General features: G+C 65.0%; 21 protein-coding genes. 14 read left to right on the forward strand and 7 right to left on the reverse strand.

Annotation, left to right across the window (positions count from 1 at the left end):
• Nucleotides 1-14: 14 nt before the first annotated feature.
• The 5 genes from AC1DMA_RS16765 to AC1DMA_RS16785 form a co-directional block, all read right to left on the reverse strand.
• Entirely contained in the window at nucleotides 15-728 is a 714-nt protein-coding gene (locus AC1DMA_RS16765) for a response regulator (RefSeq protein ID WP_478144905.1), read from the reverse strand.
• 73 nt (nucleotides 729-801) lie between these two features.
• Nucleotides 802-2,436 (reverse strand): NAD(P)/FAD-dependent oxidoreductase, encoded by a 1,635-nt coding sequence (locus tag AC1DMA_RS16770; protein ID WP_478144906.1) that lies wholly within the window; start codon nucleotides 2,434-2,436, stop codon nucleotides 802-804.
• A gap of 7 nt (nucleotides 2,437-2,443) precedes the next feature.
• The gene (locus tag AC1DMA_RS16775) at nucleotides 2,444-3,283 is read right to left on the reverse strand and encodes a beta-ketoacyl synthase chain length factor (protein WP_478144907.1); all 840 of its coding nucleotides are present in this window, start codon (nucleotides 3,281-3,283) and stop codon (nucleotides 2,444-2,446) included.
• Nucleotides 3,280-4,473 (reverse strand): beta-ketoacyl-[acyl-carrier-protein] synthase family protein, encoded by a 1,194-nt coding sequence (locus tag AC1DMA_RS16780; RefSeq protein ID WP_478144908.1) that lies wholly within the window; start codon nucleotides 4,471-4,473, stop codon nucleotides 3,280-3,282. Before AC1DMA_RS16780 ends, AC1DMA_RS16775 begins: the two co-directional genes overlap by 4 nt.
• A gap of 109 nt (nucleotides 4,474-4,582) precedes the next feature.
• The gene (locus AC1DMA_RS16785) at nucleotides 4,583-5,953 is read right to left on the reverse strand and encodes an AmpG family muropeptide MFS transporter (protein ID WP_478144909.1); all 1,371 of its coding nucleotides are present in this window, start codon (nucleotides 5,951-5,953) and stop codon (nucleotides 4,583-4,585) included.
• Between the two features lie 103 nt (nucleotides 5,954-6,056).
• On the opposite strand from AC1DMA_RS16785, the gene atzF reads away from it, so the two are divergent.
• The 14 genes from atzF to AC1DMA_RS16855 all read left to right on the forward strand — a co-directional run bounded on the left by atzF (nucleotide 6,057) and on the right by AC1DMA_RS16855 (nucleotide 20,174).
• The gene (gene atzF, locus AC1DMA_RS16790) at nucleotides 6,057-7,754 is read left to right on the forward strand and encodes an allophanate hydrolase (protein WP_478144910.1); all 1,698 of its coding nucleotides are present in this window, start codon (nucleotides 6,057-6,059) and stop codon (nucleotides 7,752-7,754) included.
• A 36-nt stretch (nucleotides 7,755-7,790) separates the two neighbouring features.
• On the forward strand, nucleotides 7,791-8,810 hold the full coding sequence (locus AC1DMA_RS16795) for an ABC transporter substrate-binding protein (RefSeq protein WP_478144911.1): 1,020 nt from the start codon (nucleotides 7,791-7,793) through the stop codon (nucleotides 8,808-8,810).
• 4 nt (nucleotides 8,811-8,814) lie between these two features.
• Nucleotides 8,815-9,606: an ABC transporter permease gene (locus AC1DMA_RS16800; protein WP_478144912.1), complete on the forward strand. Its 792-nt coding sequence runs from the start codon at nucleotides 8,815-8,817 to the stop codon at nucleotides 9,604-9,606.
• Nucleotides 9,603-10,433 (forward strand): ABC transporter ATP-binding protein, encoded by an 831-nt coding sequence (locus AC1DMA_RS16805; RefSeq protein ID WP_478128569.1) that lies wholly within the window; start codon nucleotides 9,603-9,605, stop codon nucleotides 10,431-10,433. The genes AC1DMA_RS16800 and AC1DMA_RS16805 overlap by 4 nt, the downstream gene beginning before the upstream one ends.
• Before the next feature lie 10 nt (nucleotides 10,434-10,443).
• Nucleotides 10,444-10,653: a DUF4089 domain-containing protein gene (locus tag AC1DMA_RS16810; RefSeq protein ID WP_478128570.1), complete on the forward strand. Its 210-nt coding sequence runs from the start codon at nucleotides 10,444-10,446 to the stop codon at nucleotides 10,651-10,653.
• Nucleotides 10,650-12,074 (forward strand): AtzE family amidohydrolase, encoded by a 1,425-nt coding sequence (locus AC1DMA_RS16815; RefSeq protein ID WP_478144913.1) that lies wholly within the window; start codon nucleotides 10,650-10,652, stop codon nucleotides 12,072-12,074. The genes AC1DMA_RS16810 and AC1DMA_RS16815 overlap by 4 nt, the downstream gene beginning before the upstream one ends.
• Nucleotides 12,075-12,094: 20 nt before the next feature.
• Nucleotides 12,095-12,475, forward strand: a complete 381-nt coding sequence (gene hpxZ, locus AC1DMA_RS16820) for an oxalurate catabolism protein HpxZ (protein WP_478144914.1) — start codon at nucleotides 12,095-12,097, stop codon at nucleotides 12,473-12,475.
• A 112-nt stretch (nucleotides 12,476-12,587) separates the two neighbouring features.
• Entirely contained in the window at nucleotides 12,588-13,709 is a 1,122-nt protein-coding gene (locus AC1DMA_RS16825) for a BMP family ABC transporter substrate-binding protein (protein WP_478144915.1), read from the forward strand.
• A gap of 136 nt (nucleotides 13,710-13,845) precedes the next feature.
• The gene (locus tag AC1DMA_RS16830; RefSeq protein WP_478144916.1) at nucleotides 13,846-14,931 is read left to right on the forward strand and encodes an ABC transporter permease; all 1,086 of its coding nucleotides are present in this window, start codon (nucleotides 13,846-13,848) and stop codon (nucleotides 14,929-14,931) included.
• The gene (locus AC1DMA_RS16835; RefSeq protein ID WP_478144917.1) at nucleotides 14,928-15,848 is read left to right on the forward strand and encodes an ABC transporter permease; all 921 of its coding nucleotides are present in this window, start codon (nucleotides 14,928-14,930) and stop codon (nucleotides 15,846-15,848) included. The genes AC1DMA_RS16830 and AC1DMA_RS16835 overlap by 4 nt, the downstream gene beginning before the upstream one ends.
• A 21-nt stretch (nucleotides 15,849-15,869) precedes the next feature.
• Entirely contained in the window at nucleotides 15,870-16,583 is a 714-nt protein-coding gene (gene biuH / locus AC1DMA_RS16840) for a biuret amidohydrolase (protein ID WP_478144918.1), read from the forward strand.
• 19 nt (nucleotides 16,584-16,602) lie between these two features.
• Nucleotides 16,603-18,213 (forward strand): ABC transporter ATP-binding protein, encoded by a 1,611-nt coding sequence (locus AC1DMA_RS16845; RefSeq protein WP_478144919.1) that lies wholly within the window; start codon nucleotides 16,603-16,605, stop codon nucleotides 18,211-18,213.
• 538 nt (nucleotides 18,214-18,751) lie between these two features.
• A complete protein-coding gene (locus AC1DMA_RS16850) occupies nucleotides 18,752-19,417 on the forward strand; it encodes a cysteine hydrolase family protein (RefSeq protein WP_478144920.1) in 666 nt (221 codons plus the stop codon).
• A gap of 10 nt (nucleotides 19,418-19,427) precedes the next feature.
• A complete protein-coding gene (locus AC1DMA_RS16855; RefSeq protein ID WP_478128844.1) occupies nucleotides 19,428-20,174 on the forward strand; it encodes a GntR family transcriptional regulator in 747 nt (248 codons plus the stop codon).
• Between the two features lie 19 nt (nucleotides 20,175-20,193).
• Here AC1DMA_RS16855 and AC1DMA_RS16860 read toward each other — a convergent pair whose 3' ends face one another.
• Nucleotides 20,194-21,156, reverse strand: coding sequence for a tripartite tricarboxylate transporter substrate binding protein (locus AC1DMA_RS16860; protein ID WP_478144921.1), 963 nt, complete (start codon nucleotides 21,154-21,156; stop codon nucleotides 20,194-20,196).
• Between the two features lie 26 nt (nucleotides 21,157-21,182).
• On the reverse strand, nucleotides 21,183-22,448 hold the full coding sequence (locus AC1DMA_RS16865; protein ID WP_478144922.1) for a flavin-dependent oxidoreductase: 1,266 nt from the start codon (nucleotides 22,446-22,448) through the stop codon (nucleotides 21,183-21,185).
• Nucleotides 22,449-22,579 lie beyond the last annotated feature (131 nt).

Genomic DNA, 22,579 nt, shown 5'->3' on the forward strand with positions numbered 1-22,579 from the left:
TGGGGCCGAGCGGGTCAGTCTTGCTGCTTGGCGAACACGTAGCCGACACCGCGCACGGTCAGGATGCGCTTCGGATTCTTGGCATCGACCTCGATGGCGGCGCGGATGCGGCCCATGTGCACGTCGATTGAACGGTCGAAGGCTTCGAGTTCGCGGCCGCGCACGGCTTCCATGATCTGGTCGCGCGTCAGCACGCGGCCCGCACGCTCCGCCATCGCCGCCAGCAGGTCGAACTGGTAGGAGGTGAGGTCCGCCGGGGCGCCGCCCACGGTGACCGTGCGCGCATTGCGATCGATTTCGAGCGAGCCGAAGCGCATCACCGAAGGCGCGCTCGCATCGGCGGCGCCTTCGCCGCGGCGGCGCAGCACGGCGCGAATTCGAGCGAGCAGTTCGCGCGGTTCGAAGGGCTTGGGCAGGTAGTCATCGGCGCCGATCTCGAGACCGATGATGCGGTCCATGGGGTCGCCCTTGGCGGTGAGCATCAGCACCGACACCTTGGCAAGCCCATTGGGCAGCGCCCGGATACGGCGACAGATTTCCAGCCCGTCCGTGTCGGGCAGCATCAGGTCGAGGATGACGAGGTCGGGCGTGCGTTGCTGCAGCAGGTCGAGCCCGCTCGCGCCGTCGGCCGCATGGCTGAAGCCAAAACCCGATTGGGTCAGGTACTCGCCGACCATCTGGGCCAGTCGAGTGTCGTCTTCGATCATCAGGAGTTGTGGGGTACTCATGGTTTGCTAGGTTCTTCCTGCGCCGCCAAGCAGGCTTGAACGCTTCGTAAAGTTGGGTAAACGGGCGGGGCTTTCATCCCGGCGCAAAAAGCATGGGCTCCTGCGCGATCTCAGAGTTCGGCGGCGGGGATCTCTCGGCCAGTGCGGCACGCAGCGTGTCGGCAGCGAGGCCTGGGTGCGCGCTGGTTGCGCGATGCAGAATCTCGGTCGCCAGCACTCTCAACTGCTGCGCGGAAGCCTTGATGCGCGCCTCGAAGGCCGGATCGTCCAGCCGATCCGTCAGGCACCGATTGAGTTCGGCAAACCAAGGCAGCGCTGCCTGGTCGAGCATCACCGCCTCGTTGCGGCGGGAGCTCACGCCGGACCATGCGCGCAGGAATTCCTGCATCGAAAAGTTGAGTCTCTGGCAATGCTGGAGCTCGTCGCGCAGCCGACCCAGGACGGGCAGGTCCGTGAGCCGATGCTGGAAGAAGATCTGCGACAGCACGCCCCAGTAATAGGTGTAGTCCCAGATCACCTTGACCGGCAGCACTTCCGGATCGCCGAAGAGCGCGTACTGGTCGGTGTAGAGCGCCAGCGTGCTCTCATAGAACGAGTGATAGATCTGGTCATAGAGCTGCGCACGTGCTTCCACGGAATGGCCCGCTCGGTCGTGCGCGATCAAGTCCGTGATGTAGGTGTTGCCCACGGCGATGAAGTCGCTGCCGGGCGAATAGAACGGATCGAGAAACAGCCCGGCCTCGCCCGTCATCGCCCAGCGTTGGCCGGAGAAAACTTGCTTGCAGCCATACGAAAAGCCTCGAAAGAACGCGAAGTCCTGCAGCAGATCGCGCTTGCCGTCGAGATCGTCGAAAAGGCGAGGCTGCCAGGTGCCCAGCCACTGCATGGCCTTGTCGAAGGTGTCCATCCGGTCCAGCGGATGCAGGCGCGGGTCGGCAACGATGCCGACCGAATGAGACCCCGATGCCAGCGGAATCAGCCAGACCCAGTAGCCTGCGCCGACGAGATGGTTGGTGGAGAGCCAGCGTGCTCGCGGTTCGCAGCGCGCGCGCCATTTCGGGTCGTCGGACCAGTCGTCGATCATGATGCGCGCGCCGATGCGAAACCACGCGGCATTGCAGTCGTGCGCGTTGGTCTGTGYCAATCCCAGCTTGCGCTTGAGCATGCCTGCGCGGCCGCAGGCGTCGATCAGCCAGCGCGCATGGATGGCGCGTGATTCGCCATTGCGCGACCACTCGATGCGGTGCGGGCGACGCGCGTCTTCGGCCAGCTCGATCCGGCGAACGGTCGCGCTGTCGATAAAGCGCACGCCGCGGCGCGCGGCTTCCTCGGCCAGGTAGTTTTCGAAGATGCCGCGGTCGATCTGGTAGCTCGGCACCGTGAGGTAGCGGCTCGCGCCGATCTCGGTGACGTTTTCGATGTCCCGCCGGCCTTCGCTGAAGAAGAACCGGAAGCCGAACTTGCGCAACTGCGCATCGTGCATGTGCGGCTTGAGGCCGAGGACGGTGTCGAAATAGTGCGCCCCGATCTCGACCGAAGATTCGCCGACCTTGTGCGTCGCATGCGGCACCGGATGTGTCCGGCGCTCCAGCACCACGATGTCGATGTCGGTGTCGGCGAAGCGTTGCTTGAGCTGAAGAGCGAGCGTGAGCCCGGCAAGGCCGCCACCCATGATCACGACGTCGTGTTCAGAGGGCGGATTGCTCATGAGTGCCTCAGCTTTGCCCAGCCAGTTGCAACGCGGGCTGCAGTTGAAGCTGCAAAGACAGCTTGGCCGATAGCGGCAGGCTCAGCGACTCTGCATCGTCGCGCGCGAGTGCCTCGAAGAAGGGCAATGCATCGGCCATCGCGTTCGCATCGAGCGCACGCGCGGCATCCGTTTGTACCGTAGGCATCATGGCGGCGCCTGCGGCGAGCGACCAGTCGAGCGCCGCGACGGTGCGCTCGGATTGAATCGGCGAAACGATCAGGGCCACTGCAAGCAAGCCCCGACTGGTGGTCACCGACGCAAGCGCGCCCACGGCCGGCATGTCGTAGCCGACGAGCAGCACGGGCCGCTGGTCGGCGGCACATTGCGCCGCGGCTTCGAGCAGGCCGGCGGCAAAAGTGCTTTCATAGGCTGTGAGCGAATTGCTCGCGGCCATGCAGCCCGTGCCGATCGTCCAGTAGCCCACCGCCGCGTTGTGCACCGAGTTGTGGAACTTGATCGGCGACAGCAGCTTGGGGTCCGCGGCAAGCGTGCCGCACATGTAGTCATTGATGCCCAGGTCTCCGTGCGCCGATGCGAAGACGCAAGGCAAGTCGGCGGCATTGCGGCCGGCGCTGGCGGTCGCCGCAGCCGCGACTTCGAGTGCAAGCGCCACGGTGTCGGGCGCGCGGCGGCGCTCGGCAGGGGCAAGGACTTGCGGTGACGGCCGCTTGGCGGGCGGATCGACGGGGCTGGCTTCGCCGCGGAAGACCGCGCGGGCGGTGTCCCAGCCGGGCAGGGTCGGCGCCCAGAAGGCCGGACCTTCGATGAAGAGTGTCGGGGTCTTCATTCCATTCACGCCGCTCATGCTGCTTCTCCCTTGCCGAAGATGAGCGAGCAGTTGTTGCCGCCGAATCCGAAAGAATTGCTGAGTGCATAGCGCACTTCGCCGCGCGCGGGCTCCAGCTTGATCTGAGGTCCGCACTCGGCATCGAGCGTTGCGGTGTTGACGGTGCCGGGCTTGAGGCCCGTTTCGATCGCCAGCAGGCTGATCACGGCCTCGACGATGCCCGCCGCACCGAGCGTGTGACCGGTAAAGCCCTTGGTCGAGCTCGCGTGCGTGGTTTCGGGAAAGCGCCGCGCGACCAGCGCGCCTTCGACTTCGTCGTTCTTGGTGCTGGCCGTGCCGTGCATGTTGATGTAGTCGATGGCGTCTGCCTTCAGCCCTGCGCGTGCGAGTGCATCGTCGAGCGCCTTCTCGGCGCCCAGTCCTTCGGGGTGTGGCGTGGACATGTGATGCGCGTCGCTCGCCTCGCCGTAGCCCAGCAGTTCAAGCCTGCCCGATCCGCGCTCGACCAGTGCAAAGCCTGCGGCCTCGCCCAGGCTGATGCCATTGCGGTTCGCGTCGAAGGGGCGGCACGGTTCGGGCGAAACCAGCTCCAGTGAATTGAAGCCGAAAAGCACGCTGCCGCAAAGCGTGTCGACGCCGCCTACCACCGCTGCATCCACCAGCCCAAGCCGGATCAGGCGTTCGGCCGATGCGAACACCTTCGCACTCGAGGAGCAAGCGGTGGAGATGGTCTCCGCGGGCCCTTCGAGGCCCAGCGCCTCCTGCACGAACATCGTGAGCGAATGCGGCGTGTGGACCTTGGGCCGCCGCTGGTCGGCAGGGAACGCACCGTCATCGAGCCGCGTGTAGGCCGCTTCGGTTTCTCCGATGCTCGACGTCGATGTGCCAAGGATCAGCGCGATGCGCGCGGGGCCGTAGCGCTTGCGCGCTTGCGCCACGGCGTCCATGAAGCCATCGGCCTGCAGCCCCATCCAAGCCAGGCGGTTGTTGCGGCAATCCCAGCTTGCGAGCTGCTCGGGGAGTCGCAGTTCTTCGACGCCCTCGACCCGTCCGATCCAAGTCGGCAGCGGCGTCGGGCCGAAGTCGTTGGCGCGGAGCCCGCTGCGCGACTGTTCGAGCGCTTCGAGAAGAGGCGCCTTGCCGGAGCCGACGGACGACGTCGCCGTGAAGGCGCTGATGTGCAGTGGGGGTATGCGTGAAGGTGACACGATGAAAACCGGGAAAGCGACCGTGAAAACCACAAAGCCTAACAGCTAGCTTCCGAACCGGACGTCAGCCAATACGCTGCCGATCCCGGACCCGGGCAGGCCCGCGGGATCACGACGGCGCCGAGCTGGCAGTCTCTGCGGACGCGGCCGTCTTGCCGTTGTTGTACGACCGCGATGCCAGCGCCACCAGGAACAGCACCGGCACGCCCAGCATCGCAGTGCCGGTGAAGAAGGCGCTGTAGCCATGGGCATCCACGAAGGCGCCCGAATAGCCTGCGATGAACTTCGGCAGCAGCAGCATCAGTGAGCTGAACAGCGCGTACTGCGTGGCCGAATAGCTCACGTTGGTCAGGCTCGACAGGTACGCGATGAAGGCCGCCGAGGCGATGCCGCCCGCGAGGTTGTCCGCCGACACCACCAGCACCAGCGCCGTCAGGTCGTGCCCGTGCGTTGCCAACCAGGCGAAGAGCAGGTTGCTCGCGGCGCTCAGCACGGCGCCGAGCATCAACACGCGCATCACGCCCAGGCGCATCGACAGCACGCCGCCCACGAAGGCGCCGGCCAAGGTCATGATTACGCCGTAGATCTTGCTGACGGTTGCTACTTCGTCCTTGGTGAAGCCCATGTCGACGTAGAACGGATTGGCCATGATGCCCATCACGACGTCGCTGATCCGATAGATGGCGATCAGCGAAAGGATCAGCACCGCTTGCCACCGGTAGCGGCGGATGAAGTCGGCAAAGGGCTCGATGAGGACGCTTTCCAGCCAGGCGCCGACCGTTTTCGGCTGCGGCAGCTGCGTGCGCACGGGTTCGGGCGAGAGGAGCACGGTGATCACGCCCACGGCCATGGACCCGGCCATCACCAGGTAGGCGAACTTCCACGCGGCGTTTTGATAGCCGGCGACTCCCGACACCTCGGCCCAGGCGGCGATCCACAGGACGCCCGCACCGGCCCAGATCATCGCAAGGCGATAGCCCGTCTGATAAGCCGCCGCCAGGGCAGCCTGCTTGCGGGTCGCGGCGGATTCGATGCGGAAGGCGTCGAGCGCGATGTCCTGCGTGGCTGAACCGAAGGCAACCAGCATTGCACACCAGACCAGCGGCGGAAGGCCGTCGCGGGGATCGTTGAAAGCCATGCCGCAGAGCCCGGCGACAACCGCCATCTGCGCCAGCAGGAGCCAGCCCCGTCGCCGGCCGAGCAGCGTGGTCAACGGTGGGATCGGCAATCGGTCGACCAGCGGCGCCCAGACCCACTTGAAGCCGTAGGCTAGGCCGACCCAGCTCAGGAAGCCGATGGTGGTGCGGTCGACGCCAGCTTCCCGCAGGCGAAAACTGAGCGTGCCGAGCACCAGCAGCAGCGGCAAGCCGGCCGAGAAGCCGAGCGCCAGCATGCGCAGGGTGGCGGGTTCGAGATAGACCTTGAGCGCATCGCGCCAGGGCGGGGAAGGAGTGGCTTCGGCAGCCGGTGGTGCGGACATGGAGAGGCGTCGTCGAGGTCTCTCATTATTCCCCCATGTTCCGCTCGAAAACGCTGGCATACCCTTTGCAAGGCATCTTGTACACAAGACAGGATGCTTAACGATGGTGCATGAAGTTCCGCAGGTGAGCGAACCCGCCGCACGGGCATGGATCGCGCGCCTCGATACGCCTTTGCGAGGTGCCGGTGCGGGCCCGCTCGCCGGCCTGCGCTTCGCGATCAAGGACAACATCGATCTGGCTGGCGTGCCCACCACTGCAGCCTGCCCAGCGTTCGCGCAGACGCCAACGGCGCATGCCCAGGCGGTGCAGCGGCTGCTCGATGCCGGTGCGTCCATGCTGGGCAAGACCAACCTGGACCAGTTTGCTTGCGGCCTCAACGGCACGCGCTCGCCCTATGGCGCGGTGCCGAACAGCTTTGACGCCCGGTACGTTTCAGGGGGATCGAGTTCCGGTTCGGCCTATGTCGTGGCGACGGGACAGGTGGATTTCGCGCTGGGCACCGATACCGCCGGCTCGGGACGCGTACCTGCGGGACTCAACAACATCGTCGGCATCAAGCCGTCGCGGGGGCTCGTCAGTGCGCGTGGGGTGGTGCCGGCGGCGCAGAGCGTGGATTGCGTGTCGATCTTCGCGCGAACGGTCAATGTCGCCGTCCGCGTGCTGCAGGCGGCAATGGGCTTCGATGCCGAAGATCCGTATTCGCGCGATCTCACGTTGACGACGCAACCGCTGCCGCGAAGATTTCGCTTTGGTATTCCTTCGACGCTCCGGTTTTTCGGCGACGCCCTCTCTGCTGACGCATTCGCTCGCGCCGTCGAACAAATGCGCGAGCTCGGCGGCACACCGGTCGAGATCGACTACGCGCCACTCGCCGAAGCCGCGGCGCTCCTCTACGACAGCGCGCTGGTGGCGGAACGCTACGCAGCCGTGCGCGGCTTCTTCGACGCTCATGAAGCCGAGGTGATCGAGCCCGTGCGCGGCATCATCGCCCAGGGGCGGCGCTACAGCGCTGCGGACTATGTCGATGCGCGGGTGAAGCTGCAGGCGCTCGGCCAGCGCGCTGCAGCGATCTGGAACGACATCGACGTACTGGTGGTACCGACCGCTCCTACGCACTACACGATCGAAGCCATGCAGGCCGATCCGGTCGCCCTCAACCGCAACTTGGGCGAATACACGAACTTCGTGAACCTGCTCGACTACGCCGCAATCTCGGTGCCGTCGAGCATCCGCGGCGACGGGCTTCCTTTCGGCATCACGCTGATTGGCCGCTGCGGCAGCGACTTCCAGCTTGCCGAACTCGGCCAGCGCTTTCACCATGCGACCGGACTGCCACTCGGTGCGACTGGCGAGCCGATGCCTACGCCTGCGCCGCTGCCGCTCGTTGCGTCAGCGCCCGTGATCAAGGTGGCGGTGGTCGGCGCCCATCTGTCGGGCATGCCGCTCAATGGACAGTTGACGGAGCGGGGCGCTCGCCTGCTGCAGGCCACACACACGGCGCCCGAGTACCGCCTGTTTGCCTTGCCCGGCACGGTCCCACCCAAACCTGGATTGCTGCGCGTGGCGCCCGGCGAAGGAGCCGCGATTGCTGTCGAAATCTGGGAGATGCCGCTTGCGCAATACGGCAGCTTCGTCGCGCTCATCCCGGCGCCGCTGGGCATCGGCACCCTCACGCTCGCGGACGGAAGCAGTGTGCAGGGCTTTCTTTGCGAATCGCTCGCCCTGGTCGGTGCCCTTGATGTCACGCAATACGGCGGATGGCGCGCCTACATCGCATCGCGCGTGCCGGTGGCCGCCTGAGCCCCGCCAACGAGTTTCAACCTTTCGGAGTTTTCAATGGCCCGCAACGACACACCACTTTCTCTCGCAACGCCTGCCTCGCGGCGCCGAGTCCTTCAAGCCGGGGCGGCGGCTGCCGTCATCGCAGCCACGGCGGCCCCCTCTATCGTGCGAGCGCAGGCTCCAGTCAAGATTCGCGTCGGCTATTGGCCCATCGCCGCTGGCTTGCCCTTCTATGCGGCCGTCGAGCAGGGCTACTTCAAGACCGCAGGGCTGGATGTCGAGGTGCAGCGCTTCGCCGGTGCGCAGCAGATCATGGAAGCCATGCTGGCCGATCGCTGCGATGGCAGCGCCAACGGCACGGGCTCGGCCAACATCGCCATCGGCGAGATCGCTGCGCCGGGCAGCTTCAAGATCTTCTGTTCCAACCCGAGCAATGCGAAGAACGTGCTCGACGAAATGCTGGTGCCGGCGGGCAGCACCGCAAAGACCATGGCCGATCTCAAGGGAAAGCGCGTCGCGTCCGGCCCCGGCATCCAGAACGTGACGCTGGCCAAGGCGGTGCTCGAGCGCGGCGGCGCGACGGGCGCCACCGTCGTCGAGTTGCCCATCGGCCAGCACGTCGCTTCACTCGCGGCGGGGCAGGTCGACGGCTGCTACACGCTCGAACCCACCGGCACCATCGGCCGGCTGAACGGCAGCACGAAGATCCTCGAGTCCGGCGTGATCGCCAAATACGTGCTGGGCGATCCGATGGCCCCATGGTTCGGCGGCTCGGCTTCGCTGACCACTGCCTTCATCAAGAAGAACCCCGACGCCGCGAAGAAATTCATCACCGCCTACGGCCAGGGCGTTGCGTATGTCCGCAGCAAGCCCGGCGACGCGCGCCAGTACCTCAAGGGCTACACCGCCATCGAAGGCCCGCTCACGAGCGAAGTGCCGCTGGCCGCCTACACGATGTACAACGAGTTCACGCCGGCCGACGTCGCGCACTTCCAGAAGTTCTTCGACCTGTTCTCTGAAAAAGGCATCTTCTCGTCGCGCCTGATGGTGGACTCGATGCTCTACAAGGGGTGAACCGATGAGCACCCCCGCATCGACCAGCGCACCGCCGCGTGAATCGCACTGGATCAAGGCGCTGCCCTTCATCGGGCCGGTCGTGCTGTTCGTCATCTGGGACTTGGCGGTCCGTCTCGGCTTCATCAAGGCGATCCTGCTGCCGATGCCCGCGGACACCATCGCGACGCTTCTCTCGGGGCTCGCGGGCGGGCCATTGCTCACCGACTTCGCGGTGACTGTCTGGCGGACGCTCCAGGCATTCCTGATCGCTGCAGTCATGGGCATGCCGCTGGGCGTGCTGCTCGGCAGCAACGAGAAGGCGTATCGCAGCGTCGAATTCCTGATCGACTTCTTTCGCTCCACGCCGTCTTCGGCGCTCATCCCGCTGTTTCTCATGATCTTCGGCGTGTCGGACGTCAACAAGGTCGCCATCGCGGCTTTTGGCGCGCTCCTCATCGTGGTCTTCAACAGCGCCTATGGCGTGATGAACGCGCGCAAGCAGCGCGTGATGGCCGCGAAGGTAATGGGCGCATCGCGCTGGCAGATCTTCCGCGACGTGCTGGTGTGGGAAAGCCTTCAGCCGAGCTTCGTCGGCTTGCGCTCCGCGGTGTCGATGGCATTGGTCATCGTGATCGTCGCCGAGATGTTCATCGGCTCTGACAGTGGCCTCGGCCATCGGATCATCAATTCGCAGCAGGTGATGAACGTCAAGGACATGTACGCATCCATCCTCGCCGCGGGTGCGCTCGGCTATGCGCTCAACATCCTTTTTCTGGTGGCCGAGCGGCGCATCGTGCACTGGAGCGGGCGATGAGAACCGTCGAGAACGTCATCAACGGGCCCGTGTATGCCGATGTGCCCAAGCCTGCCTTCACGCCCGGGCCGGCCGGCACGCACATCACCATTCGCGGCCTGACGAAGTACTTCGCCGGCTGGCCGTTGTACGAGAACTTCGACCTCGACATCCCCAAGCAGAAGATCGTCTCTGTCTTCGGCCCCAACGGCTGCGGCAAGTCGACGCTGATCAACATGATCGCGGGGCTGATCCCGATCGATTCGGGCGAGATCCTGTTCGACGGCAAGTCGCTCAAGGACACCAAGATCGGCTACGTGTTCCAGAACTACCGGGAGGCGATGTTTCCGTGGATGCGCACCATCGACAACATCGCTTATCCGCTGAAACTCGAAGGCCGCTCCAAGGCAGAGGTCGATCGGCGAATGCAGGAGCTGGTCGCTTCGTTCGACGTCAAGTTCGATCTCAAGCGCTATCCCTACGAGCTCTCGGGCGGCCAGCAGCAGACGGCCTCGATCATGCGGGCGCTGGCGCCCAACCCCGAAGTGCTGTTCCTCGACGAGCCTTTCTCGGCGCTGGATTTCGAGATGACGCTCTTCATCCGCGAAAAGCTGCAGGAGGTTTTCATGCAGACCGGCACGACGATGCTGCTGGTTTCGCATGATCTGGAAGAGGCGGTCTACCTTGCGGACCAGGTGCTGCTGTTGACCAAGCGCCCGACGAAGGTCGCCGAGATCCTCGACTACGGTGACGCGCGCCCTCGCACGCTCGAAACCCTGAGTTCATCCAGCTTCGTCGGCATGAAGAAGCTGAGCCTCGAGATCTTCCAGCGCGAAGTGCGCCGTTGAGGGGCTGCTCATGATGACGCCAGCACAGATCGAAGCGTACGTCGACGCGGCTTCAGCCGCACTGGGCCTGCGCTTGCGGTCCGATCATCGGCCGGGGGTGGTGCGCTACTTCGGGATCGCCGCGGAATTCGCGGCCATCGTCGATGCAGTGCCGCTCGAAGCGCACGAAGACGCGGCAGTGACTTTCGTGCCGGTTTCGCCGAAGGAGAAGGAAGCGTGACCGCCGCGGAACTGTTGCGGCAAGACGCATCGGCGATGGCAGATGCCGTACGCGCGGGCTCGGTGAGTGCCTCCGCGCTGGTCCAGGCGAGCCTCGATCGCATCGATGCGACGGACGGGCGGGTCAATGCCTTCACCGACGTGGTCCGCGAAAGGGCATTGCGCCGCGCCGCGCAGGTCGACGCGTCTCTCTCGTCGGACGGAGGTGCGCGCACGCGCGAGCTTCCATTGCTCGGCGTGCCCTTCGCGGTGAAGAACCTCTTCGACATCTCTGGCCTCGCGACACTTGCGGGCTCCAAGATCGAACGCGAAAGCTCGCCGGCGCGTGCAGATGCAGCGCTGGTGCGGCGCCTCGAAAGCGCCGGCGCCGTGCTGGTCGGCGCGCTCAACATGGACGAATACGCGTACGGCTTCACAACCGAGAACAGCCACGTGGGCCCGGCGCACAACCCGCATGATCTGTCGCGCATCGCGGGCGGCTCGTCAGGTGGGTCTGGTGCGGCCGTGGCTGCGGGACAGGTGCCGCTTTCTCTGGGCTCGGACACCAACGGCTCCATTCGTGTGCCGGCCTCGCTGTGCGGCGTCTTCGGATTGAAGCCGACCTTCGGCCGCCTGCCGCGCAGCGGAAGCTATCCCTTCGTTTCGAGCCTCGATCATCTCGGGCCATTTGCACGCTCAGCACGCGATCTGGCGCTTGCCTACGACGCCATGCAGGGTCCGGAGCCTTGGGGGCCGCGCGATCCGGGCTGCGCGCAGCGGGCTGTCGAGCCGACTGCGCCCACAGTCGGGCGTGGGGTACAGGGATTGCGAATCGGCGTGCTCGGCGGCTACTTTCGCGAGCGTGCGCAGCCCGAGGCATTGACCGCCGTCGACGCTGTCGCGCAAGCCCTGGGTGCGAGCCAGACGGTCGATCTGCCGATGGTGGAGGCCGGACGCGCCGCTGCCTTTCTCATCACGAACGCTGAAGGCGCGGCGCTGCACCTTCCCGATCTCCGCACGCGAGCGCAGGACTTCGAGCCTCTGTCGCGCGATCGCTTCCTGGCTGGCGCGTTGCTGCCGGCGGCCTGGATCGCCCGAGCGCAGCGCGTACGCCGACGTTATGCCGAACAGGCGGCGCGCTTGTTCGAGCGCTTCGATGTGCTGATCGCCGCTGCCACACCTTGCGCAGCGACCCCGATTGGCGCCGAGTGGTTCGAACTGAATGGGCAGCGCCTTCCGGTGCGTCCCAACATGGGGGTGCTGACACAACCCATTTCATGCATCGGCCTGCCGGTGTGCGCCGTTCCGGTCTGGGGTGCGCATCCGAACCTGCCGATCGGCGTCCAGGTGATCGCGGCGCCCTGGCGTGAGGACATCGTTCTTCGAGTCGCAGCAGCGCTCGAATCCGCCGGTGTTTCGCACGCGCCAATCGCCTCGCTCTAGAGGAGGAAAGACAAACAACCATGACGCTATCGATCAACCTTCCACATGTGGTGGCGGAGGTCACGGTGGCCTTCGACCGATACGAAGACGCGCTGGTGAACAACAAGGTCGACGTTCTGGACGAATTGTTCTGGGACAGCCCGCACACGCTGCGCTATGGCGCGACCGAAAACCTCTACGGGTATCGCGAGATCCAGGACTTCCGTGCTTCGCGGCCGTCGCAAGGCCTGGCGCGCGAAGTCTTGCGCACCGTCATCACCACCTACGGCGATGAGTTCGCGACCGCGAACATCGAATTCCGCCGCGAAGGAAGCACAAAGACGGGGCGCCAGAGCCAGACATGGATGCGCACCGCCCAAGGCTGGCGCATCGTCGCCGCGCACGTGAGCCTTTTGGGCTGATTTCAAGCCCCGAAACCGCTGGTACGGTTTATGCACCCAATCTTGTATCCAAGACAGGATATCCAGCCCCTCAGCCCCTCAGCCCCCTCCCCACTCCCCAGGAGTCAGCACCATGAGCCACATCCATCTCAATCGCCGTGATTCCCTCAAGTCACTTGCCGCGCTTGCGTCCGCCACCACGCTCGGCGGATGGAGCGCACTCGCAAGCGCGCAAAAGCCGCTGACGGTCGGCGTGATCTACGTCGGTCCGCGCGATGACTACGGCTACAACCAGGCGCACGCGCAAGCGGCGGCTGAGCTCAAGAAACTGGCCGGCGTGAAGGTGGTCGAGGAAGAGAACGTGCCCGAGACGGCGGCTGTGCAGAAGACGATGACGGGAATGATCGCGCAGGACGGCGCGACGCTGCTGTTTCCGACTTCCTTCGGCTACTTCGATCCGCACATCCTGGCCGTTGCGCCGAAGAACCCGGACGTGCGCTTCTCGCATTGCGGCGGCCTGTGGACCGAAGGCAAGCATCCGAAGAACGTCGGCAGCTTCTTCGGCTACATCGACGAGTGCCAGTACCTCAACGGCGTGATCGCCGGTCATATGACGAAGAGCAAAAAGATTGCCTTCGTCGCCGCCAAGCCCATTCCCCAGGTGCTGCGCAACATCAATGCCTTCACCATGGGTGCGCGATCGGTCAACCCGAACATCACCTGCAGCGTGATCTTCACCGGCGACTGGTCGATGGCCGTCAAGGAAGCCGAGGCGACCAACAGCCTTGCCGACCAGGGCTGCGACGTGTTCACCATGCACGTCGATGGGCCCAAGGTGATCGTCGAGACGGCTGCCAAGCGCGGCAAGATGGTCTGCGGCTATCACGCGAGCCAGGCCAAGCTCGCGCCCAACGCCTACTTGACCGGTGCGGAATGGAACTGGCTGACGGCCTACAAAACCGTCCTCGACGCAGCGCAAGCCGGCAAGCCGCATCCGAACTTCCTGCGCGGTGGCTTGAAAGAGGGCTACGTGAAGATGTCGCCCTACGGCTCCATGGTGACCGATGCCGCGAAGAAGAACGCCGACGAGATCAAGGGCAAGATGCTCGCGGGCAACTTCGACATCTTCCAGGGGCCGCTGAAGGACAACAAGGGCGCGGTAGTCATTCCCGCGGGCAAGGCGTTCAAGCAGACCGATCTCGAGCTGGAGAAGATGAACTACCTGGTGGAAGGCGTCGTGGGGGCCGTGGGCTGACCCCCAGGCTTCGCGCACTTCGTGTCGCTTCGCCAACCCCCTTGCAGGGGGCAATACCGGCGGCCCGGCGGAGCCGATTCCGCGGTATTCCTGGAAGTGTCTGCTGACAGTGCTGTTTGACTGAAGGCAAATCATCATGCGCAACACTCTTCGCGAGATTGCATTGCCGGTGTTCGCCATCGCGGCGGCGCTGTTGCTGTTTGGCGTGTTCGTCTGGTTCGCCGGAGTGAGTCCGGTCGATGTCTGGATCATCCTGTTCAAGGGCGCTTTTGGGGATTGGTTCTCCTGGCAGAACACGTTGCAGCGGGCGGCGCCGCTGATGCTGACCGCGCTGTGCGTGGCGATTCCGGCGCGCGCGGGGCTGGTGATCATTGGTGGCGAAGGTGCGCTGGTGCTCGGCGGACTGGCCTGCGCTGCGCTTCCGTATGTGTTGCCGCTGCCGGCCAACGTTGTGGGAACAGTGGCGCTTTGCATCGCGGGCGCGGTGGCCGGTGCAGCGTGGATCGCGCTTGCGGGCTGGCTGCGGCAGTACCGCGGCATCAACGAAACGATCAGCAGTCTGCTGCTCGCCTACGTCGCCATCGGGCTCTTCAAGCATCTGGTGGAAGGTGCRCTGCGTGATCCCGCGAGCCTCAACAAGCCGGCGACTCGGTCGCTCGCGGACGGGCTGGGAATTGGCGGCATCGGCGGTTCGGACGTGCACTGGGGGCTCGCGATCGGCGTGGTCGCGTGCGTCGTGTCCGGGCTTTGGCTGCGCTTCACGGCGTCGGGCTTTTCGGTGCGGGTGGTCGGAGGCAATCCGCGCACCGCACAACTCGTGGGGCTGCCTGCCAATCGATTGATCCTGGCTGCATGCGGGCTGGGCGGTGCGTGCGCTGGCGTCGCGGGTGCAGTCGAAGTTGCGGCGGTTCATACGAATGCCAACGCTTCGCTGATTGCGGGCTATGGCTATGCGGGCATCCTCGTGTCCTTCATCGCCCGACACAACCCGGTGGCGGTGATCCCCGTCGCGATCTTGTTCGGCGGCTTCGGCGCCGCCGGCAGTTTGCTGCAGCGGCGGCTTGGCCTGCCCGATGCATCAGTGCTTGTGTTGCAGGGCATGGCCTTCGTGCTGATTCTGGCCAGCGAAGGTTTGCGGATGATCGACTGGAAGGCCTTGTTCAAGAATCGTGCGCCCCGAAGCACGCCGGCGCCCGTGCTCGTGAAGGAAATCACGCAATGACGACCGACCAGTGGATCGCGTTCGTCGCTGCGATCGTCGGCGGGGCGCTGCGTGTCGGCGCGCCCTTTCTGTTCGTCAGCTTGGGCGAATGCCTGACGGAGAAGTCCGGCCGTATCAATCTCGGCCTCGAAGGCGTTCTCGTGCTTTCGGCGATGGCGTCATTCGGTGGCGCGTGGCTGACTGGATCGGCGTGGCTTGGCGTGCTGATCGGCGGCGTGGTCGGTGCGATGCTCGCGCTGCTGCACGGGCTTTTGTGTTCTCTCGACCGGGTCAACGATGTCGCGACCGGCATTGCGTTGATGCTGTTCGGAACCGGGCTCGCGTTCTATCTGGGCAAGCCGCTGATCCAGCCGCAGGCGCCGCAGTTGCCGGCGATTCCGTTGGGCAGCTGGAGCGACAACCCGGTCATTCGCTCAGCATTGCAGATCAATTCCCTGGTGCCGATCGGCATCGTGATGGCTGTGCTGCTGTGGTGGGGCTTCGCGCATACGCGCATCGGATTGCTGATCCGCATGGCGGGCGATTCGGCGAACGCGACGCGCGCCCTCGGCTACTCGGTCGCGGGGCTGCGCATCGCGGCTACCACTGCGGGTGGCTTCATCGCGGGATTGGGCGGTGCATCGCTGACGCTCTTCTATCCAGGCAGCTGGAACGAAGGCATCTCCAGCGGCCAAGGCCTGATCGCGGTGGCGCTGGTGATCTTCGCGCGCTGGAGCCCGCTTCGCTGCATCGGCGCCGCGCTGCTCTTTGGCGGTGCCGGCGCAATTGGCCCGGCGCTGCAGTCGGTGGGCGTGGGCTGGGGGTACCACCTGTTCAATACCGTGCCCTACGTGCTCACGCTCTTCATCCTCGTGCTGACCTGCAAGCCCGGCAGCGTGGCCGTCGGAAGTCCTGGTGAACTGTCTTCAACACGTTGAGAAGCATCGAGCAAACCTCTCATGAAATCAATCGAGCAAGTGCAGCGGTTTGTCGCGGCAGAGCCTTATCCCTGGCCTTTCAACGGCGATCTGCGTCCCGACAACACGGCGCTCATCGTGATCGACATGCAGACCGATTTCTGCGGCAAGGGCGGGTACGTGGACGTGATGGGCTATGACCTGTCGCTCGTCCAGGCGCCCATAGAGCCGATCGCGCTGACGCTGGCGCGGCTGCGGCAGCTCGGCTTTCACATCATCCACACGCGCGAGGGCCATCGGCCGGATCTTGCCGATCTGCCGCCGAACAAGCGCTGGCGGTCGCGACGCATCGGTGCCAACGGCGTGGGGATTGGCGACGAAGGCCCTTGCGGACGAATCCTGATCCGTGGCGAGCCCGGCTGGGAAATCATTCCAGCGCTGGCCCCGAAGGCCGGCGAGGTGGTGATCGACAAGCCGGGCAAGGGCTCGTTCTATGCGACCGATCTTGAGCTCATCCTGCGCACGCGCGGCATCGAGAACCTGATCCTCGCGGGCATCACGACCGACGTCTGCGTGCACACCACCATGCGCGACGCAAACGATCGCGGCTTCGAGTGCCTGCTGTTGTCGGACTGCACCGCTGCAACGGACCACGGCAATCATCTCGCGGCGCTGAAGATGATCACCATGCAGGGTGGCGTTTTCGGCGCACACGCCAGGTCGGTCGCGTTGCTGGACGCGGTCTCGGCCACGTAGAAAGAGAAGGGCCCCGAGCATGATCGCCCCTGTCAATCCGAGCCCACCCGCCGTTGGGGCGCTGGCGCTTGACACCTACGAGCTCACCAAGCGCTTCGGCAGCTTCACGGCGATGGATCATGTGACCATGCATGTCGAGCCGGGGACGGTGCATGCGCTGCTCGGAGAAAACGGCGCCGGCAAGAGCACGCTGGTGAAGTGTGTGGCGGGGTTCCAGCGCGCCGAGGAGGGCAGCATCATGATCGATGGGCGCGAGCAGGACATCGCGAACCCGATCGTCGCGCGGGCGCTCGGCATCGGCATGGTCTACCAGCACTTCACGTTGGCACCCGGCATGACGGTCGCGGAAAACCTGTTGCTGGCGGGCGGCAAGACGCCGGCCATGATCGACTGGAGGCGAAAGCGCGCCGAGCTGAAAGACTTTCTGGCGACGACGCCTTTTGCGCTCGACTTGGATGTCCGGCCTTCGGAACTCGCGGCTGGCGAGAAGCAGAAGCTCGAACTGCTGAAGCAGCTTTATTTGAAGCCGCGCCTGCTGATCCTCGACGAGCCGACTTCGGTGCTGACACCGCAAGAGGCCGACGAGGTACTGGGCCACGTGCGCGATTTCGCGCTGAGCGGGATGTGCACCGTGCTGATCATCACGCACAAGTTTCGCGAGGTGATGGCTTATGCCGACAGCGTGACGGTGCTGCGTCGCGGCAAGGCGGTGCACCACTGCAGGGTGCCTGACACGAACCCGGCGAGGCTCGCGGCCGCCATGATGGGTGAAGGCGAAGCGCCGCCGCCGGAGAGCGACACGGCGGCGCCGTCGGGGCGCGCGCTGCATGCCATGAAGGACACGCCGGCGGATGCACCCGTGGCATTGCGCATCGACGGGCTTCGTGCGCAGGGTGATCGCGGCACGCTGGCGGTGCACGATCTCAGCTTGAGCGTGCGCGCCGGCGAAATCCTGGGCGTGGCCGGCGTCTCGGGCAATGGTCAGCGAGAGATGGTGGAGGCGCTGGTGGGGCAACGGCCGCGCCTCGCAGGGCAAGTCACGGTCATGGGCAAACCCTACGGCGCACGGCGCGAGGAGAACCGGCGCCTGAAGGTGCGCAGCCTGCCCGAGGAGCCGCTGCGCAATGCCTGCGTCGGCGATCTCAGCGTTGCGGAAAACATGGCACTTCGCGATTTCGACCAACCGCCGCTGGCGTGGCAAACGATGGGCGCTGGCGTACTCAACTTCCCGCTATGGCGCAGTCGTGCGCGCGAATGGATTGCTGAATACGGCGTCAAGACGCAGGGGGAGGGCGCACCGATTCGCAGCCTCTCAGGGGGCAATGTGCAGCGCGCGGTGCTGGCGAGAGAACTGGCGGGCGATATCAATGTGTTGATCGCTGCGAATCCGGTGTTCGGCTTGGACTTCGCGGCAGTGGCGGAGATTCACAGCCGCATCGTGCAGGTGCGGGCTCGGGGCGGGGCGGTGTTGCTGATCAGCGAGGACCTCGATGAGCTGCTGGAGATGGCGGACCGGATCGTGGTGATGAGCGAAGGGCGTGTGGTGTTCGAGACGCCTGCTGCTACGGCTGAGAGGCATGTGCTGGGGGCACATATGGGGGGCGGGGAGCACGCTGTGGTGGCTTCATGAGGCGTCGTGGGTTTGTGCCGGTTTCTGTTGCTTGGGGGGGCCGCCCGGTATGCGGTGCGGGCTGTGCGACCCCGCTGCGCCGGCCCTTCGGGCTTCCCTGCAGTGCTCGACTCAGGCGGGGTCCGCGTGAAACTCGCTGCGCTCAGACACACGCGGCCCTGATCCGCCTGACTCTGCGCGCTTCGGCGGCGCAGAAGGGTCGCACAGCCCGCACCGCATACCGGGCTCAGTGGTTGCGCTGGGGACGCGCGCGCTTCGAGCGTCTGCAGCCTGCGAGTCCATCGCAGTGCGGGAAGCGGACAAATCACCCCCACCCTCTCAGCGGAGGCGGGCGGTGTGCCTTGGGCCGGCCGTTGAGGCACCGCCGAGCAGCGCAGCGGTACGCGGATCAGGGCTCGCGACTGTTTGAGCCGCAGGCGAGTTTGAGCGAGACCCCGCGTACCGTGAGCAGCGCAGGGCAGCCCGAAGGGCCGGTGACGTCGGCCGGCTCAAGGCACACCGCCCGCCTCCGCCACCCCCAACCTACCGAAGACACGAAATGCAGGTAGCCGCCACCCCCTTCCCTTACGACTTCGACCTTCAGAAGACGGCCCTGGTCCTCATCGACATGCAGCGCGACTTCATCGAGCCGGGTGGCTTCGGCGAGAGTYTGGGCAACGACGTCTCGTTGCTTGAAGCCATCGTCCCGGCGACCAAGAAAACCCTCGAGGCTTGGCGAGATGCTGGCGGCCTTGTCGTTCACACCCGCGAGGCACACCGCCCGGATCTTTCCGATTGCCCACCGGCCAAGCGCAATCGCGGCAACCCGAGCTTGCGCATCGGCGATCAAGGACCCATGGGCCGAATCCTGGTGATGGGTGAACCGGGCAATCAGATCATCGATGCGCTCGCTCCGATCGAGGGAGAAATCGTTGTCGACAAACCCGGCAAGGGCGCGTTCTACGCGACCGGGCTGCACGAGATGCTTCGACGGCGCGGTATCACGCATCTGCTCTTCGGCGGCGTGACCACCGAAGTGTGTGTGCAGACCAGCATGCGTGAGGCCAATGATCGCGGCTACGACTGCCTTCTGCTTGAAGATTGCACCGAAAGCTACTTTCCCGCCTTCAAGGCGGCTGCGCTCGAAATGATTCGTGCGCAGGGGGCCATCGTCGGATGGACGGCTCTGAGTTCCTCGTTGCTTGCTGCGCTCGGCAAGCACTAACATCTGCCACGTGCCGACCGTTCGATCCCCCATCGCTCCATCGCAAGCCGCTTTGCATGAACCGGCGTTCCGTACGCGCGCGGATGAGGTCTATGCGCAACTCAAGCGTGACGTGGCCGAATTCAGCCTCGTGCCTGGCGATCGTTTTACCGAGAACGAAATCAGTGAGCGACTCGGCGTGTCGCGCACGCCGGTGCGGCAGGCGCTTTTCAGGCTTCAGCAGGAAGGCTTTGTCGAAGTTCTGTTTCGCAGCGGCTGGCGGGTGCTGCCATTCGACTTCGATCAGTTCGAGCAGTTGTATGACTTGCGGATGGTGCTGGAGACCACTGCGGTGCATCGCCTGTGCGAAAGCGATCATCGGGTCGATCGCAGCCTGCTCGACAGCCTCGCGGGCATCTGGCTCGTGCCCACTGCGCAGCGCAGCGCAGACACGGTGCAGGTCGCGCAGTGGGACGAGGCCTTTCACTGCTCGCTGGTCGAAGCAGCAGGCAACGCCGAAATGGCGCGCGTACACCGCGACGTGACCGACCGCATCCGCATCATTCGTCGGCTCGACTTCACGAAGCAGCCGCGTATCGACGCCACCTATGACGAGCACGCGAAGATCTTGAAGGCCATTCGCGCCAACCGTGGCGATCAGGCCGCCATGCTGCTGCGCGCGCACATCGAGACGAGTCAGTCGGAGGTGCGCAAGATCACGCTGCATGAAATGCACATGGCGAGGCACGCGGGCCGCGCCCGCCGGCCTGAGCGATGACCATCGACGCTGACTGCCGTCAGTCTGCCGTGATGCCGCCGCGCTGAACCACCTCGGCCCAGCGCTTCTCATCCTTCTTGATCAGCGCGCCGAATTCCTCAGGCGTCGATGACGCGGGCACCATGCCCTGTGCTTCGAAGGCTTTCGCGACTTCCGGTTGCTTGAGCACAGCGCCGATTTCCTTGTTGAGTCGTGCGACCACAGCGGGCGGCGTGCCCTTGGGTGCAAGCACCCCGTACCACATGTCGACGTTGCCGCCCTTGATGCCGGCTTCAGCGAGCGTCGGTACGTCCGGCAACTGGGGCAGGCGCTTTTCGCTGCCCGTGGCGATGGCCTTGAGTTTGCCGGCCTGGATGTGCTGCAGCGCGACATGCACGGGCAGGAACATGTAGTCGATGCGTCCGCCGAGCAGATCGGTCACGGCCCCGGCGGTGCCTTTGTAGGGCACGTGCAGCATTTCCGCGCCGGAGCTTTGCAGGAGCATCGCCATCGAGAGATGGTGCGGTGTGCCGACGCCCGGTGTGGCGTAGTTCAGCTTGCCCGGATTGGCCTTGGCAGCGGCCACCATCTGCGAAACGGAAGTGGTCTTTTGCACACTGGGGTTGGTCACCAGCAGCAATGTGCCCCACGACGTGAGAGACACCGGCGTGAAGTCGGCGACAGGGTCGTACGAGAGCGATTTGTACAGGCTCTTGTTCATCACCAGCGTGTTGACTTGCACCATGAGCGTGTAGCCGTCAGGCTTGGCGCGCGCCACTTTCTCGCTGCCGATGTTGCCGCTGGCGCCGGCGATGTTCTCGACAACGACCGGCTGGCCCAGCAACGCGGGAAGCCGCGCCGACAACTGTCGGGCGACGAGGTCGATGCCTGTGCCGGGCGTGTACGGCACGACGAGCGTGATCGGCTGATCGGGCCATGCATGGGCAGCGACAGCGCTGGCAGCCATGGCAAAGGCGCCAAGGAATCGGGTCAGTTTGCGCATGGTTGTCTCCTTCTGGTTTTCGAAAATCAAAGGTATGAAGGACGATCCTTCAGCGCGACCGGGTCGAAGCCAGCGACGCGCTTGTAGTTGTCCGAAATGGTTTGCAACTCTTGCTGCGTCACGAATTCGTCCAGTTGTTCAAAGCGCCGACCGCCGGTCCGTTCGAAGACTTCGCGAAGGATCGTGTCCGGTGGATTGCTGCGGTTGGTGAGCACGACGTTTGTGGTGGCTTTCACGCGCACGCGGTCGTAGTCCTCGAGGGCCGAGTTGCCCACGCCCCGCTTGTGCAGTGCGCCCGCGAGATAGCGTGCGTCGATGATGGCCTGGCCGGCGCCGTTCGAGCCGCGCGGCACCATCGGATGCGCCGCATCGCCCAACAATGTGAGGCGCCCGTGCGTCCACTTCGGCAGAGGGTCCTGGTCGACCATCGGGTATTCGAGGATCGAGTCTGAAGAGCGGATCAGCGCCGGGATGTCGAGCCAATCGAAATGCCAGTTCTCGAACGCCGGCAGAAAGTCTTCGAGGCGGCCGGGGCGGCTCCAGTCCTGCAGCGCGGGCTTTGGCGCGTGGATTTCAGCGACCCAGTTGACCAGTTGGTTTCCCTGGCCGTCCACGTTGTTGCGGATCGGATAGATCACCATCTTTCCTTGATCGAGCCAGCCTGCGCGCACCATGCTCGCGCCCGACAGAAAGGGCTTGTGCACGGCCGTGCCGCGCCACATGTTGACGCCCGAATACCGCGGCGCGCCTTCATCGGGATAGAACTGCTTGCGCAGCACCGAGTGAATGCCGTCGCAGCCCACCGCCACGGAGGCTCTCGCGCTGGCCAGTGGCGCCCCGTTCGGCGCAGTGAAACGCGCCGTGACGCCGGTGTCGTCCTGGTCCACGCCGGCGCAACGGTGGCCGCAGACCACGGAATCGGCGCCGAGGCGCTCCAGCGTGGCAGCGAGAAGGATGCTGTGAAGGTCGCCGCGATGGATCGAGTATTGCGGCCAGTCGTAGCCCGCCGCGCTGCCTGCCGCTTCGCGAAATGCCAGTTGCCCGTGCGAATTGAAGAAGACCGATTCCTGCGTGCGGACGCCCACGGCCTGGAGTGCGCCGGCCAGGCCAAGCTCGGTCAGTTCGCGGACCGCGTGTGGCAAAAGGTTGATGCCGACGCCCAGCGGCTTCAGTTCGGGCACCGCCTCGTACACGCGGCACGCGATGCCTGCCTGGTGCAGGCTCAGCGCCAAGGTCAAGCCGCCGATACCAGCCCCCAGCACGATCACTTGGGGTTGCTTGTCCTTGCTCATGCTCACGCTCATCCTTGTCTCCCTTATCCAGTCCGGTGTCAACACCGACACCGGACCTCAAAAGGCGAATTAGACCGAGGTGACGGTCATTTGGGAAATTTAGATGTCGTATGGATCTATCATGAAACCAT

The organism is Variovorax sp. 05N34 (genome assembly GCF_056397405.1).